The sequence below is a fragment of the Pseudomonas sp. CCI1.1 genome, from assembly GCF_034348165.1.
Classification (GTDB): domain Bacteria; phylum Pseudomonadota; class Gammaproteobacteria; order Pseudomonadales; family Pseudomonadaceae; genus Aquipseudomonas; species Aquipseudomonas paracarnis.
The window spans coordinates 294,372-308,616 of record NZ_CP133780.1 but is presented as its reverse complement, the minus strand read 5'-3'; the positions used below and the strand labels follow the sequence as shown (position 1 = coordinate 308,616).

General features: G+C 60.9%; 11 protein-coding genes. 9 read left to right on the top strand and 2 right to left on the bottom strand.

Annotated features, from left to right (window positions below):
• Nucleotides 1-4 precede the first annotated feature (4 nt).
• Together RHM69_RS01405 and RHM69_RS01400 are read left to right on the top strand one after the other, a co-directional pair.
• Nucleotides 5-1,351 carry a glutamine synthetase family protein gene (locus RHM69_RS01405; protein WP_019821422.1) on the top strand — a complete coding sequence of 449 codons (1,347 nt, stop codon included), beginning with the start codon at nucleotides 5-7 and terminating at the stop codon, nucleotides 1,349-1,351.
• Nucleotides 1,352-1,530: 179 nt separating this feature from the next.
• Nucleotides 1,531-3,390 (top strand): DUF3857 domain-containing transglutaminase family protein, encoded by a 1,860-nt coding sequence (locus RHM69_RS01400; RefSeq protein WP_322255464.1) that lies wholly within the window; start codon nucleotides 1,531-1,533, stop codon nucleotides 3,388-3,390.
• A 132-nt stretch (nucleotides 3,391-3,522) separates the two neighbouring features.
• On the opposite strand, the gene RHM69_RS01395 is transcribed toward RHM69_RS01400, so the two are convergent.
• Nucleotides 3,523-4,416: a LysR family transcriptional regulator gene (locus RHM69_RS01395; RefSeq protein WP_014717977.1), complete on the bottom strand. Its 894-nt coding sequence runs from the start codon at nucleotides 4,414-4,416 to the stop codon at nucleotides 3,523-3,525.
• Between the two features lie 128 nt (nucleotides 4,417-4,544).
• On the opposite strand from RHM69_RS01395, the gene RHM69_RS01390 reads away from it, so the two are divergent.
• From RHM69_RS01390 to RHM69_RS01365, 6 genes are all read left to right on the top strand, one after another.
• A complete protein-coding gene (locus RHM69_RS01390) occupies nucleotides 4,545-6,212 on the top strand; it encodes a GMC family oxidoreductase (RefSeq protein WP_122301695.1) in 1,668 nt (555 codons plus the stop codon).
• 91 nt (nucleotides 6,213-6,303) lie between these two features.
• On the top strand, nucleotides 6,304-7,926 hold the full coding sequence (locus RHM69_RS01385; RefSeq protein WP_060767509.1) for an MFS transporter: 1,623 nt from the start codon (nucleotides 6,304-6,306) through the stop codon (nucleotides 7,924-7,926).
• Between the two features lie 217 nt (nucleotides 7,927-8,143).
• Nucleotides 8,144-10,093, top strand: coding sequence for a DNA topoisomerase III (locus tag RHM69_RS01380; RefSeq protein WP_200599398.1), 1,950 nt, complete (start codon nucleotides 8,144-8,146; stop codon nucleotides 10,091-10,093).
• A 129-nt stretch (nucleotides 10,094-10,222) separates the two neighbouring features.
• Nucleotides 10,223-10,663, top strand: coding sequence for a CBS domain-containing protein (locus RHM69_RS01375; RefSeq protein WP_014717973.1), 441 nt, complete (start codon nucleotides 10,223-10,225; stop codon nucleotides 10,661-10,663).
• A 9-nt stretch (nucleotides 10,664-10,672) separates the two neighbouring features.
• Nucleotides 10,673-11,518, top strand: coding sequence for an NAD-dependent protein deacetylase (locus RHM69_RS01370; RefSeq protein WP_200599396.1), 846 nt, complete (start codon nucleotides 10,673-10,675; stop codon nucleotides 11,516-11,518).
• 597 nt (nucleotides 11,519-12,115) lie between these two features.
• Nucleotides 12,116-12,445: a hypothetical protein gene (locus RHM69_RS01365; RefSeq protein ID WP_003190335.1), complete on the top strand. Its 330-nt coding sequence runs from the start codon at nucleotides 12,116-12,118 to the stop codon at nucleotides 12,443-12,445.
• A gap of 58 nt (nucleotides 12,446-12,503) precedes the next feature.
• Here the strand turns inward: RHM69_RS01365 and RHM69_RS01360 are convergent, their stop codons facing one another.
• On the bottom strand, nucleotides 12,504-13,406 hold the full coding sequence (locus tag RHM69_RS01360) for a LysR family transcriptional regulator (RefSeq protein WP_200599394.1): 903 nt from the start codon (nucleotides 13,404-13,406) through the stop codon (nucleotides 12,504-12,506).
• Nucleotides 13,407-13,539: 133 nt separating this feature from the next.
• On the opposite strand from RHM69_RS01360, the gene RHM69_RS01355 reads away from it, so the two are divergent.
• Nucleotides 13,540-14,238, top strand: coding sequence for a CoA transferase subunit A (locus RHM69_RS01355; protein WP_003190329.1), 699 nt, complete (start codon nucleotides 13,540-13,542; stop codon nucleotides 14,236-14,238).
• The last annotated feature ends 7 nt before the right edge of the window (nucleotides 14,239-14,245 follow it).

Below are 14,245 nucleotides of genomic sequence, written 5' to 3'. Positions count from 1 at the left end.
ACCCGTGAAAAGCCATTCCTCCACGTTGCTGGCCGAAGTACGGAGCTTTCGCCAGAACCACCCCGACGTGCGCTATGTCGACCTGATCGCCCTGGACATTCCCGGGCATTTCTACGGCAAGCGCTACCCAGTGGAGATGCTTGAAAAAATCGCCGCCGGCAGCCCGCTGAAGCTGCCGCAGAATGCGGTGCTACTGGGGGCCCAGGGTGGGCTGTTCAAGATTGGCGACTACTGCTTCAACGATGGCGACCCGGACGCCAATCGCCGATTGGTGCCCGGCACGCTCAAACCGGTGAACTGGGAGTCGCAGCCATTGGGGCAAATGCTCATCACCTCGGACGGCACCGAAGCGCCCATCGAGTTCGAACCCCGCGAAGTCCTGGCCAAGGTGCTGGAACGCTTGCAGCATCAGGGCATTCATCCCGTGGTGGCGTTTGAGCTGGAGTTCTACTTGTTCGATAAACAGCTGGAAAACGGCCTGCCGCAATTTGCCCGCGACCCGCTCAGTGGGGATGCCGACGACCAGCCCAACCTGCATATCGAACGGCTGTCGCGTTTCAGCGACGTGCTCGACGACATGGCGCAAACCGCCAAGGACCAAGGCATCGACATCACGGTGATCACCGCCGAGATCGGCCCCGGCCAGTTCGAGATCAACTTCGGCCACTGCGATGACGGCCTGCGCGCCGCCGACTGGGCCGCCCTGTTCTGCCGTAGCACCCGTGGCGTCGCGCTCAAGCATGGTTACCGCGCCAGCTTCATGGCCAAACCCTACCTGCAATTTCCCGGCAGCGGCATGCACGTGCATGTCAGCCTTTACGACGCAGCGGGCAATAACTTGCTAGCGGCCCATCAGCAGCAGCCATTGCGCCACGCCGTAGCCGGTTGCCTGGAATTACTGCCCCACTGCATGCCGATTTTCTCGCCCAACCACAATGCCTTCCGCCGCCTGGGCGGCACGGTTAACGCTGCGACGCGGGCGAGCTGGGGCTTTGAAGACCGCGATGCCTGTGTGCGCATCCCCGAGTCCGACCCGCGCAACCTGCGGATCGAGCACCGCCTGGCCAGCGCCGATGCCAACCCTTACCTGGTGCTGGCGGCGATCCTGGTGGGCCTGGAGCATGGGCTTGAGGCCAAGCGCGAACCCATCGCGCCACTGAACGAGGACCGCAACAGCGGCGCCGATTTCCCGGTGGAAATGCTCGACGCCGTGCGTGCCATGCAGCAACAACCAGTACTGCGCGACAAGCTGGGCGCGGAATTTGTCGAGGTGTATTGCGAGAACAAACGCCAGGACCACCTGGCTTTCCAGCAGGAGATCCAGGCGCGGGAATATCGCTGGTTCCTCTAAGCGCGTGACGCGCTCGCGGCATAAAAACCTTGATCCAAATCAAAGAAAGGCTCTAGCACGGGCCTTTCAGCCCGATAAATTGTCGAACAATCCTGGCCTTTGCCGTTGAGATCCATTATCATCCGGCGCCTTCTCGCTACCCGCCGGGTAGCTGTTTCAATGTGTCACCCGAGGCGCCCATGTACCGTTTTCCGTTTCACCGCCCTTTGATTGTCATCAGTCTGGGGCTGGTTTCCCATTCCGTCAGCGCGGCCCTGCAACCCATAGCCGAAGCCCCGCTGGCCAGTGACACCGAGCTGCACTGCCACTTCAACCGCGACGCCAGCACTGACTGCACCACCACCTACCACTACACAATTCTCAAGGCCAACGGCCGCGAAATGCTCTCGCGCATCGACTTCGACTACTCCGAAGCCGACACCTTTGAAGTGGTCAGTGCACAGTCCACTCAGCCTGGCGCCAAGCCGGTCGCCCTGGCTGCCACGCAAATCGATACCCGCAACGCACCCAACCCGGACCAAGGCTTCAGCCGCGACAAGCAAACCTCCCTGGCCTTCCCCAACCTGCGCGTGGGCACGCAGATCCGCTACACGGTACGCCAGCATTACCCGGCCAAACCGCTGATGACTCAGTTCCACTATGTGCTCAAATTCGGGCCCAGCTCAGCCCGCCGCGATCGCTTCAAGGCGCGCTTTACCGCCGAACGGCCGATCCAGTGGCGAAGTGAATTGTTCGACGGTTTCAAGGTAACGCCTTCGAGCAACGGCAAGACCCTGGACGTGGTGCAAAAAGCCCCGACCTACCTCAACTACATCAATGAATCCTCCGCCGCCGCACTGCTGCGCGTCCCACGCCTTGAAGTGGGCAGCGCCGTGGACCGCCAGGCGTACTTCGGTGATTTCGCCCAGCGTTACAACCAGATCCTCGGCGCCACCCTGCCGGCGCAAGCCGCCACCGCGGTGGCCGCCGCACGCAGCCTGGCGCCGGCTGAGCAAGTGGCCGCGCTGATGCAGCACATCAATGATCACTACCGCTACCTGGGTGACTGGCGGGCGACCGAGCGCGGCTATGTGCCGTTCAGCCTGGCGGAAATCGAGCAGCACGGCTACGGCGATTGCAAGGACCTGGCGACCCTGCTGACGGCCATGCTCAAGGCCAGCGGCATCAAGGCTGAGACCGCGTGGGTCAGCCGTGGCGACGTGGTCGATGCCTTGCTGATCCCCGGCACCCAGGCGCCGAACCATGCCATCGTGCGTGCCGAAGTGAATGGACAGGTGTGGTGGCTTGACCCGACCAACCCGGTCTTCGCCCCTGGCCAAACCATGCCCGACATTCAGGACCGGTGGGTATTGGTCAACGATGCGCAGGGCCAGGTGCGTGAAGAACACATCCCACTGGAGCGCCCCGAAGTCTCGATACGCCTGGACAAACAGGTGCAGTACGGCAAAGAGGGAGATGGCGCGGTCAAGGCGACTATTACCTTCAGCCGCTTGCCGTTGATGCAACTGAGCGTCGCTGACCGCCAGCAAGGCACCACCGCCACCGACCAGAACATCTGCGCCAACTTCGGCAATGACATCAGCGACTGCCAGATCACCCGCGAACCCACCCGCTTTGTGGTACATGACGGCTACAGCGTCACCGCCCGCATGAACGATCAGCGCGCCCTGGAAAAACTGGCCAATGACTATGTCTACACCGACCCGTCCTTGAAAGACCGCTGGGAGGGCTACATCAACTATCGCCGCCAGGGGCAACAGGCTGACCTCTACCTGGGCAACCCAGAGACCTACGACTACACCTACACCCTGGCTGGCGGGAAGATGGAAAAAGCCATCCCCGGCTGCAAGGTGCGCTCGCCCTGGTACGACCTCGACCTGGACGGCAAACTCGAGGACGGCTCGCTGCGCTACCACTATCGCCTGAGCCAGAAAAAGCGCTGGCTGACCCATGCCGAAGTCACCAGCGATGCGTTCGGAAAGATGATTGAAGAGGCTCGGGCCTGTGCCGAGCAGGTGCATCAGGTAGTAAAGTTCTAGACTGCCCCTGACACACCCCGATCCAAATGTGGGAGCTGGCTTGCCTGCGATGGCGGTGTATCAGCCACTCATGTGCAAGCTGACACGCCGCCATCGCAGGCAAGCCAGCTCCCACCGTTTAATCCGTGTGCGTCAGCGGGATTCACCGAGCAACAAGCCCTGCTCCCGCGCGCACAACCCCACTACATAATCCCACAACACCCGCAACCGCACCGACTTGTGCAGCTCCCGGCGCGAGCTGATCCAATAGCTGCGCTGAATGCCCTCTGCCGGCAACAACGGCACCAACGCCTCATCGCCAGCTGCCATGAAACACGGCAACACCGCAATGCCCAACCCCGAACGCGCCGCCTGGTGCTGGGCGATCACGCTGGTGCTGTGGAACACCACCTTGGGGCTACGGCAGAAGCTGTTGAGGAACTTCAGTTCCTGGCTGAACAGCAAGTCGTCGACATAATCGATCCAGGCATGGGCAGCGAGGTCTTCACGTTTTTCGATGGGCGGGTTACGCGCCAGATAGGCACGGCTGGCGTACAGCGCCAGGCGATAATCGGTGAGTTTGCGCGTCACCAGTTGGTCGGCGCTGGGGCGTTCCAAGTGAATGCTGATCTCCGCCTCGCGGTTGAGGATGCTGACAAAGCGCGGCACCGCGACCAGCTCCACCTCCAACCCTGGGTAGCGTTCAAATAGCCCGCCCATGCGTGCGGCCAGAAACATCACGCCCAGGCCTTCGGCTACGCCGAGGCGGATCTTGCCCAGGGGCGCAGCAGAATGGGTGAGTTCATCTTCAGCCAGCAGTGCCACATTTTCCATAGCCTCGGCATGCTTGAGCAGCGCTTCGCCGGCGGGCGTCAGTTCATAGCCCTGGGCGTGCTGCACAAACAGCGCCGTGCCGAGGCTTTTCTCGATGGCGTCGATGTGCCGCGCCACGGTGGCATGCGTGGTTTTCAGGCGTTGGGCGGCGGTGAGCAGGCGGCCACTGCGCTGCAACTCGAGAAAAAACCGCAGGTCATTCCAGTCGAACATATCGCCTCCAGAGCCTGGGCCAGCCGGCGTTGTTTAAAAACGCACAGCGGGTGGGTAAAAACTAACATTTTTAAGACGAAAACTAACAACTAGGATGGGCCCAATAAGAAAAACAAGCGAGACCCCAGATGCCCAATGCAACTGCTGAATACGATTACATCGTCGTCGGCGCCGGCCCTGCCGGATGCCTGCTGGCCAATCGTCTGTCCGCCAACCCGGCTCACCGTGTCCTGCTGCTGGAAGCCGGTGGCCGCGACAACTACCCCTGGATCCATATCCCCGTCGGCTACCTGTTCTGCATCGGCAACCCACGCACCGATTGGTGCTTCAAGACCCAACCCCAAGCCGGCCTGCAGGGACGCGCCTTGAGTTACCCTCGGGGCAAAGTGCTGGGCGGCTGCTCGTCCATCAACGGCATGATCTACATGCGCGGCCAGGCCCAGGACTACGATGGCTGGGCGGCGGCGGGCAACGCGGGCTGGGCTTGGAAAGACGTACTGCCGCTGTTCAAACAGAGCGAAAACCATTTTGCCGGCGGCTCTGAATTCCACAGCGAGGGCGGCGAGTGGCGCGTCGAGCAACAGCGCCTGTCGTGGCCGATCCTCGATGCGTTTCGTGAGGCGGCGGCTCAAAGCGGCATCGCCAATATCAATGACTTCAACCAGGGCGACAACGAGGGCTGTGGCTATTTCCAGGTCAACCAGAAAGCCGGTGTGCGCTGGAATGCGGCCAAGGCGTTTCTCAAGCCGATCCGCCAGCGCCCTAACCTCACCGTGCTGACTGAGGTAGAGGTTGAGCGTGTGCTACTGGAGAACGGGCGTGCTTGCCAGGTACTGGGGCGTCAACACGGCCAGTCGATGAGCTGGAAGGCGCGCAAGGAGATTGTGCTGTGCGCCGGCTCCGTGGGTTCACCGGGGATTCTGCAACGCTCAGGGATCGGCCCTTCCCATGTGCTCAAGCCGCTGGGTATCAACGTGGTGCACGAGCTGCCAGGGGTTGGTGGCAACCTGCAAGATCACCTGCAACTGCGCCTGATCTACAAGCTGGAGAATGCCCGCACCCTGAACCAGATCGCCGGTACCTTGTGGGGCAAGATGGGCATGGGCCTGCGCTACCTGTACGACCGCAGCGGCCCGCTGTCGATGGCGCCCAGCCAGCTTGGCGCGTTTGCCCGCTCCGGCCCGGAGCAGACCTCGGCCAACCTGCAATACCATGTGCAGCCACTGTCCCTGGAACGCTTTGGCGAACCGTTGCACGGCTTCCCGGCATTTACCGCGTCGGTCTGCGACCTGCGCCCGCAAAGTCGCGGCCGGGTGGATATCCGCTCGACCAACCCGGCGGATGCGCCGCTGATACAACCTAATTACCTCAGCCACCCCGAAGACTTGCGCGTGGCCGCCGACGCTATTCGCCTGACCCGGCGCATCGTCGCCGCTCCGGCCCTGAGCCAGTTCAAACCGGTGGAATACCTGCCCGGCGAAGCCCTGCAAACTGAAGAACAACTGCACGAGGCCGCTGCACGGATCGGCACCACGATTTTCCATCCGGTGGGCACCTGCCGCATGGGCGATGACAAAGACGCCGTGGTCGACAGCCAACTGCGCGTACACGGCATTCCCGGCCTGCGCATTGCCGATGCGTCGATCATGCCGCGCATCACCTCCGGCAATACCTGCTCACCCACGCTGATGATCGCGGAGAAGGCCGCACAGCTGATTCTGTCACCCAACACTGCAGGAGCGAGCTTGCTCACGAAAAGCCCACCAGCACCGCGCACCACAGGGCACCCCGCGTAATCATTAACGCTATATGAAGTTGAAAAACACCGGCGCCGAGGTTGGCGCCGACAGTGGAAAAACAATAAATAATCACTGTGAGGGACACCCGATGTCAGAACATGCTCAACCCCTGGGCTCGGCGGCCAGTGCAAGTACCGCCAACGAATCAAGAAAGGTCATCTTCGCCTCCTCTTTGGGGACGGTGTTCGAGTGGTATGACTTTTTCCTCTACGGCGCCCTGGCGGCGGTGATCAGCAAGCAGTTCTTCGCCGGGGTCAACGACACCACGGCGTTTATCTTTGCCTTGATGGCTTTCGCCGCAGGCTTTGTGGTGCGGCCATTCGGAGCGCTGGTGTTCGGCCGGCTGGGCGATATGATCGGGCGCAAGTACACCTTCCTCGTGACCATCATCCTGATGGGCGTGGCAACCTTCTGCGTCGGGTTGCTGCCGACCTACGCCAGCATCGGCATTGCCGCACCGATCATCCTCATTGTGCTGCGCATGCTGCAGGGCCTGGCGCTGGGCGGTGAGTACGGCGGCGCCGCTACCTACGTGGCCGAGCATGCGCCACCGGGCAAGCGCGGCCTGCACACCAGCTGGATTCAGTCCACCGCCACCCTCGGCCTGCTGCTGTCGCTGCTGGTGGTGCTGGCCTGCCGTTACTTCACCGGCGATCAGTTCGAGGTCTGGGGCTGGCGCATTCCGTTCCTGTTTTCCATCGTGCTGCTGGGCATCTCGACCTGGATCCGCATGAGCCTGCACGAATCGCCCGCCTTCTTGAAGATGAAAGAGGAAGGCAAGGCCTGCAAGGCGCCGATTCGCGAGTCCTTCGGCAAGTGGGAAAACCTCAAGGTGGTGCTGATCGCGCTGTTCAGCATCAACGGCGGGCAGGCGGTGACCTTCTACGCAGCGCAGTTTTATGTGCTGTTCTTCCTCACCCAGTTCCTGCGCATGGACCCAGCCCTGGCCAATATGCTGTTGATCATCAGCGTGGTGATCGGCGCACCGTTCTTTATCCTGTTTGGCTGGCTATCGGACAAGGTCGGGCGCAAGCCGGTGCTGATGCTCGGCCTGCTGTTGGCGACCGCGCTGTACTTCCCGATCTTCAAGGGCCTGGCGCACTACACCAATCCCGCAATGGACCAGGCCAGCCAACAGGCGCCGATCACCGTACTGGCCGACCCGGCCACCTGCACCTTCCAGTTCGACCCGGTGGGCAAGGCACGTTTTGACAGCCCCTGCGACAAGGTCAAGACCTTCCTGGTCAAACAGGGACTGCCCTACAGCAGCGCCGCCGCCCCTGCGGGCAGCCCGGTGCAAGTGAGCGTCGGCGATGTGCGTATCGACGGTTTTGATGAAGCGGCCCTGCGTGGCGCCGTGGCCCTGGCCGGTTACCCGTCATCGGCAGATGCGGCCCAGGTCAACAAGCTGATGGTGGTGGTGCTGATCGTGGTGCTGATCTTCATCGCCGCCATGTGCTACGGGCCCTTGGCGGCGTTGATGGTGGAGCTGTTTCCGACGCGCATCCGCTACACCTCGATGTCCCTGCCCTACCACATCGGTAACGGCTGGTTTGGCGGGTTCCTGCCCACTGTGTCGTTTGCCCTGGTGGTGTACACCGGCGATATCTTCTATGGGTTGTGGTACCCGGTGGTGGTGACGGGCGTGAGCCTGATCGTCGGGTTGTTCTGCCTCAAGGAAACCCGGCATGTGGATATCGAAAAAAACTGATACCTCTTCCTTGTAGGAGCTCGCTCGCGAAGAACCTGAGAGCAACGCGGGGCACCAGGCGCCCCGCGGCATCGTTAACGACCTTCGCGAGCAAGCTCGCTCCTACAGCGACGTATGGCACCCACACAAATTGCTGTACATCCATACAGATAATGGTTGCTCAAACCCCTTCAAATAAGCATCCTGCAAGGCATCAACCCGATCTGATGTGATGACCATGCGGCTGTACCTCTGTGAAAAACCCTCCCAGGCCAAGGATATCGCGGCTGTGCTTGGCGCCAGCCGCCGTGGCGATGGGTGCTGGCTGGGTAATGGAGTCACGGTCACCTGGTGCATCGGCCACCTGCTGGAAACCGCCCCGCCCGACGCCTACGACGCCAAATACAAACGCTGGGTGCTGGCCGACCTGCCGATCGTCCCGGAAAAATGGAAGATGCTGGTCAAGCCCAAGACCGCCAGCCAATACAAGGCCGTCAAGCGCTTGCTGGGCGAAGCCCAGGAACTGGTGATCGCCACCGACGCCGACCGTGAAGGCGAGATGATCGCCCGTGAACTGGTAGAACACTGCCGCTACCGCGGGCCGATCCAGCGGCTGTGGTTGTCGGCGCTCGACGACGCCTCCATTCGCAAGGCCCTGGCGGCGCTCAAACCCGGTGCAGAAACCTTCAGCCTGTATCATTCGGCCCTGGGGCGCTCGCGTGCCGACTGGCTGATCGGCATGAACATGAGTCGCCTGTTTACCCTGCTGGGGCGCCAATCCGGTTACCAGGGCGTGCTGCCGGTAGGCCGCGTGCAAACCCCGACCCTGCGCCTGGTGGTGGACCGTGATCGCAGCATTGCCGACTTCGTGCCGGTGGCCTATTGGGCCATTGATGTCGACCTGCGTCACAAGCACATGACCTTCACCGCCCAATGGCGCGCCCCTGACGATGCCTGTGACGACCAGGGCCGTTGCCTCAACCCGCAACTGGCGCGGGACGCCGCCGACGCCATGCTCAACGCCGCCACGGCGCGACTGGTGAAACTGCGTACCGAGCGCATGCGCGAAGTGGCGCCCCTGCCCTTCGACCTCGGCACCTTGCAGGAGATCTGTTCGAAGAAGCTCGGCCTGGGCGCCCAGGAAACCCTGGACATCGCTCAATCCCTGTACGAAACCCACAAGGCCATCACCTACCCGCGCAGCGATTGCGGCTACCTGCCGTTGAGCCAGCACAGTGAAGCGCCGAAGATTCTTGCGGCGCTGGGCCGTAGGGACACGGCGGTCAACGAGCTGATGTCGCACATCGACCCTCGGCGCCGTTCGCGGGCCTGGAACGACGCGAAAGTCAGCGCCCACCACGGCATCATCCCCACCGGAGCCGGTAAGGAGGTCAGCCAACTGACCGGCAAGCACCGTGCGGTCTATACGCTGATTCGTGCGCGCTACCTGGCGCAGTTCCTGCCCAACCATGAATACGACCGCACCCAGGCCGATTTGGACTGTGTCGGCCACGCGTTGCGCGCGGTGGGCAAAGTCATCATCGAGCCGGGCTGGAAACGCGCCTTGCCCGAAGCGCTGGCACCCGCCAAAGGTCGCGAAGCGCCTGCGCCCCAAGCGTTGCCGACGCTGGTGCAGGGCCACGACTACGCCGTGGCCAAGGTCAACCTCAAGGACCTATGGACCCAGCCGCCCAAGCCCTTTACTGAAGGCGACCTGATCAAGGCCATGAAAAACGTCGCCAAGCTGGTGGAGGACCCGTTGCTTAAGCAAAAACTCAAGGACACCACTGGCATCGGCACCGAGGCCACCCGCGCCGGGATCATCCAGGGCTTGCTGGACCGCGGTTATCTGGTGAAAAACGGCAAGGCCCTGTCGGCAACCCCGGCCGCGTTCAGCCTGATTGACGCAGTGCCCCGCGCCATCGCCGACCCCGGCACCACCGCCATCTGGGAACAGGCACTGGACATGGTGCAAAGCGGCGAAATGAGCCTGGAGGAATTCGTCGCCAAGCAAGCGGCGTGGATGAGCAAGCAGGTGGCACGCTGTAACGGCATGCGCATGACTATCACTGGCCCCGCCAGCCCGGCTGGACGAGGTGCAACGCCCTGGAAAAAGAAGCGCAAGGCCGCCCCGCGCAAGGCCGGCGCCAGCCCCAAACGCGGGAAAAAACCGGTAAATGCGGGATAGATACCAAAAAAAACCGGCACATGACGTTTTTCGACAGGTTTAACGCCGCATTGGCCCTTGCTCCGGCGAGTTCGGTCTAGGATTCTGTAGGGGATCTGGACTACCAACAACAACACCGGAGTGGCCGCCATGAAGACCGTTGCACAACTGCTGAAAGCCAAGGATCAGAAAAACCAGGACGTCCACACGATCAAATGGGACCACACCGTGTTTGAAGCGCTGGTGCGGATGTCCGAGAAAAACGTCGGTGCCTTGCCAGTGGTCAAGGATGACGTGGTGGTCGGCATCATCAGTGAACGGGATTACGCGCGCAAAATCATGCTCAAGGGCCTCTCATCGGTCACCACCAAGGTCCATGAGGTGATGAGCTCGCCGGTGATCACGGTGGATACTCACAAGAGTGTCGAGGCATGCATGAACATCATGACCGACAGTCACCTGCGCCACCTGCCGGTGGTCGAAGACGGCAAACTGCTGGGCCTGCTGTCCATCGGTGACCTGGTCAAGGAAGCAATTGCCGAACAAGCGGCCTTGATCCAGCAACTGGAACAATACATCCGCGGCGAATAGGGGGAACCCATGCTCGACACGCTGGACCATCAGGAAGATCATCTCGACACCCTGCACCGGGCCATGACCGGCCGGCGTTTCCTGGTGCTGACCGGCGCAGGGATCAGTACATCTTCAGGTATCCCGGATTACCGGGACGGGGAAGGTGTACGCCGGGGCAAGCCACCGATGATGTACCAGGAATTCCTCGCCACTCCCGAGGCGCGGCGCCGCTACTGGGCGCGGGCGATGCTGGGGTGGCCACGGGTGCGCATTGCCCAGCCGAACAAGGCCCACCTGGCGCTCGCGACGCTGCAGCACCGTGGCCACATCAGCGGGCTGATTACGCAGAACGTCGACACCCTGCATGACCAGGCCGGCAGCCAGGGTGTGATCGAGCTGCATGGCAGCTTGCATCGGGTGCTGTGCCTGGATTGCCAATTGCGTAGCGAGCGCGACGTGATCCAGCGGCAGATGGAGGTCGATAACCCGCACATGGCACAGGTTCATGCGGTGCAAGCGCCGGATGGCGACACCTTGCTCGATCCGGCCTTTGAACAGCGCTTCCAGGTACCCCACTGCCCACATTGCAATGGCGAACGGCTGAAACCGGATGTGGTGTTCTTTGGCGAGAACGTCGCACCAGCGACGGCGCTCAAGGCAATGACGGCGGTAGAGCATGCCGAAGGACTGTTGGTGGTGGGGTCATCGCTGATGGCCTATTCGGCGTTTCGCCTGTGCAAGGCGATGGTCGATCAGGGTAAGCCGGTGATCGCCATCAACCTGGGCAAGACTCGGGGTGATGAGCTGTTGCAGGTGAAGATCCAGGCCTCGTGCGAGCGGCTATTACCCTTACTGTCCGAGAGATTGAGATAGCGACGCATCAACATGTGGGAGCTGGCTTGCCTGCGATAGCAGTGTGTCAGGCGAACATGTACTCACTGACACATCGCCATCGCAGGCAAGCCAGCTCCCACAGGGGATCTGCGTAAACTCGCCACCAAAACCCTGCGACCCACCGCACAGAAAATGACGCCCAAGTCACGTTTTCGCGCATTCCCCCGTCCCCGCGGCAATTTATGTAGTGAGCAAAAATAATCACTACATAACCGTTGACGTAACCTTTTTGTCCTTGCATGATCTAGACGTCTCTCGGATCGAGAGCATTGGTAACAAGCGTTTTGAACAGGCTCGTCTGACCGCCGAGCTGTTTTTCCGGATGTGCACTGCCCACAAGGCAGATTGATGAAGCTGACCGGCCCCGGAAGGGACAGGTACAAGGCGCTCAAACGCGGCTTGTCTTCGTGATCAGAGCATTGCGTAGCAGTCCATCAGCAAGACTACATGCATCAGCTTCAAGACCCTGCCCGTATTCGGCAGCCCGTCGCTGACGCCCGGTTTTAGTGACCGGAGACAACTTACTGGTATTAACGAATCAACTGATAGATCGCCAACTGGTCAAGGGGCTTACACATGAATCTGAACAACCAACCCACTATCGATGAATTGGCTGAGATGTTCGCAGCGCAGAAAGACACACTCGACGACCATATCCTGTGGATTGGCAAATCCGGCGAAGTGCAAATTGACTGCCTGGCGCCCCATACCGAAGAAGCCGAGTTTGACCGTAACAACCGTGAGCTGGCGGCGCGCCTGAAGATGTACCGCCGTGGCCAGGGTTATGTCGGCAAGAAGGCCGCCGCTGATCGCAACTTTATCGAGCAAGTGTTCGACACACTTAACAATGCCTGGGCGTCTTTCAAAGACAGCTCGCAAGTTAAAGTGATCGACCGTTACTACTAAGTAGTACTCAATCAATGTGGGAGTTGGCTTGCCAGCTCCCACATGTGTATTTACTGATTTAAAAAGTTGGAAACCTGCCCTTCCCCGCCTCATCCCGAAAGATATCAAACAACACCTGCGCCGCCGCCGACAGTTCATGCCCCGGCTTGGTCAGCACCCCAATCGGCCGCTCGATCACCGGGCCAGTCAAGGTAATGCAATGGGCTCCCGCCTCCTCCATCTGCCTGGCGCATAACGCTGGCACTGCACTAACCCCCAAACCGCTGGCAACCATCTTGCCCACCGTCGCCAGTTGATGGCTTTCCAAGGCAACGGGCAATTTCATCTGCAAGGCGCCGAGGTGTTCTTCCAGCATCACCCGCACAGTGGAAGGCCGCTGCAGGGTGATGAACGGCTGCTCCAACAAGGCTTTCCAGTCGATTTCAGCACGCTGTGCCAAGGCTGAATCTCCTGGGACCACGGCGACAAAGCGATCCAGGTACAACGGCGTGAACGCCAATGACGAGCCCTCAGACGGCTCGAAGGCCACCCCCAGCTCCACTTGACGGTCGCGCACCATCTCCAGCACTTGCTCATTGATCAGGTCATGCACCGTCACGTTCACCTGAGGGTAACGGGCGCGGAATATCTTCAGGATGGGCGGCAGCAGGTTGCCAGCAAACGATGGCATCGCTGCCACCGTGACACGCCCCCGTTGCAAGGTAAAACGTTGGCGCAGTTCGTCCTCAGCGTTGTCCCAGTCGGCAATCAACCGGCGGGCCAGGGGTAACAGGGACTCACCTTCAGGGGTCAGCGCGACGTTACGGGTATTACGGCTGAACAGGCGCCCGCCCAAGCCTTCTTCCAGGCCCTTGATGGTCAAGCTCAACGCCGACTGGGAGAGGTGCAAACGCTCGCAGGCAGCGGCAAAACTCAGACTCTGAGCAACAGCGAGAAAGGCACGCATCTGTTTAACGGTCATGACGCAGCTCCGGACGACGACTGGACTATGCTGTTTTCTAAATCAATCAACCTTAAAAAACAACTTAACAAATCAATCCGCTGGCGCAACACTCAACTCACTGGCTGGACCACAAACAATAAAAGAGGTGCATATGGCAGGTTTCGATAAACGCGTGGCGTCCTATGAAGAAGCGCTGGCAGGCCTGGAAGACGGCATGACCGTGCTCTCCGGTGGTTTTGGCCTGTGTGGCATTCCGGAAAACCTCATTGCCGAAATCAAGCGCAAAGGTACCCGCGACCTGACGGTGGTCTCCAACAACTGTGGCGTCGATGGCTTCGGCCTGGGTGTGCTGCTGGAACAGAAGCAGATCAGCAAAGTGATCGCTTCCTACGTGGGTGAAAACGCCCTCTTCGAGAAACAACTGCTCAGCGGCGAGATTGAGGTGGTGCTTACCCCTCAAGGCACCCTGGCAGAAAAAATGCGCGCAGGCGGTGCAGGCATCCCGGCCTTCTTTACCGCCACCGGCGTCGGCACCCCCGTTGCCGAAGGCAAGGAGACCCGCGAATTCAAGGGTCGCCCGTATCTGATGGAAGAGTCCATCACCGGCGACTTTGCCATCGTCAAAGGCTGGAAAGCCGACCACTTCGGTAACGTTATCTACCGTCATACCGCCCAGAACTTCAACCCGCTGGCCGCCACCGCCGGCAAGATCACCGTGGTCGAAGTCGAGGAAATCGTCGAACCAGGCGAGCTGGACCCGGCGCAGATCCACACCCCTGGCATCTACGTCGACCGGATCATCTGCGGCACCTTCGAAAAGCGCATTGAACAGCGCACCGTCCGCAAATAATCCCCGT

Bases quoted from the DNA above. Each gene is read 5' to 3' on its own strand.
- RHM69_RS01370 (WP_200599396.1), top strand. From the start codon at position 10,673: ATGCTCGACACGCTGGACCATCAGGAAGATCATCTCGACACCCTGCAC.
- RHM69_RS01390 (WP_122301695.1), top strand. From the start codon at position 4,545: ATGCCCAATGCAACTGCTGAATACGATTACATCGTCGTCGGCGCCGGC.
- RHM69_RS01375 (WP_014717973.1), top strand. From the start codon at position 10,223: ATGAAGACCGTTGCACAACTGCTGAAAGCCAAGGATCAGAAAAACCAG.
- RHM69_RS01400 (WP_322255464.1), top strand. From the start codon at position 1,531: ATGTACCGTTTTCCGTTTCACCGCCCTTTGATTGTCATCAGTCTGGGG.
- RHM69_RS01395 (WP_014717977.1), bottom strand. From the start codon at position 4,416: ATGTTCGACTGGAATGACCTGCGGTTTTTTCTCGAGTTGCAGCGCAGT.
- RHM69_RS01355 (WP_003190329.1), top strand. From the start codon at position 13,540: ATGGCAGGTTTCGATAAACGCGTGGCGTCCTATGAAGAAGCGCTGGCA.
- RHM69_RS01365 (WP_003190335.1), top strand. From the start codon at position 12,116: ATGAATCTGAACAACCAACCCACTATCGATGAATTGGCTGAGATGTTC.
- RHM69_RS01360 (WP_200599394.1), bottom strand. From the start codon at position 13,406: ATGACCGTTAAACAGATGCGTGCCTTTCTCGCTGTTGCTCAGAGTCTG.
- RHM69_RS01385 (WP_060767509.1), top strand. From the start codon at position 6,304: ATGTCAGAACATGCTCAACCCCTGGGCTCGGCGGCCAGTGCAAGTACC.
- RHM69_RS01380 (WP_200599398.1), top strand. From the start codon at position 8,144: ATGCGGCTGTACCTCTGTGAAAAACCCTCCCAGGCCAAGGATATCGCG.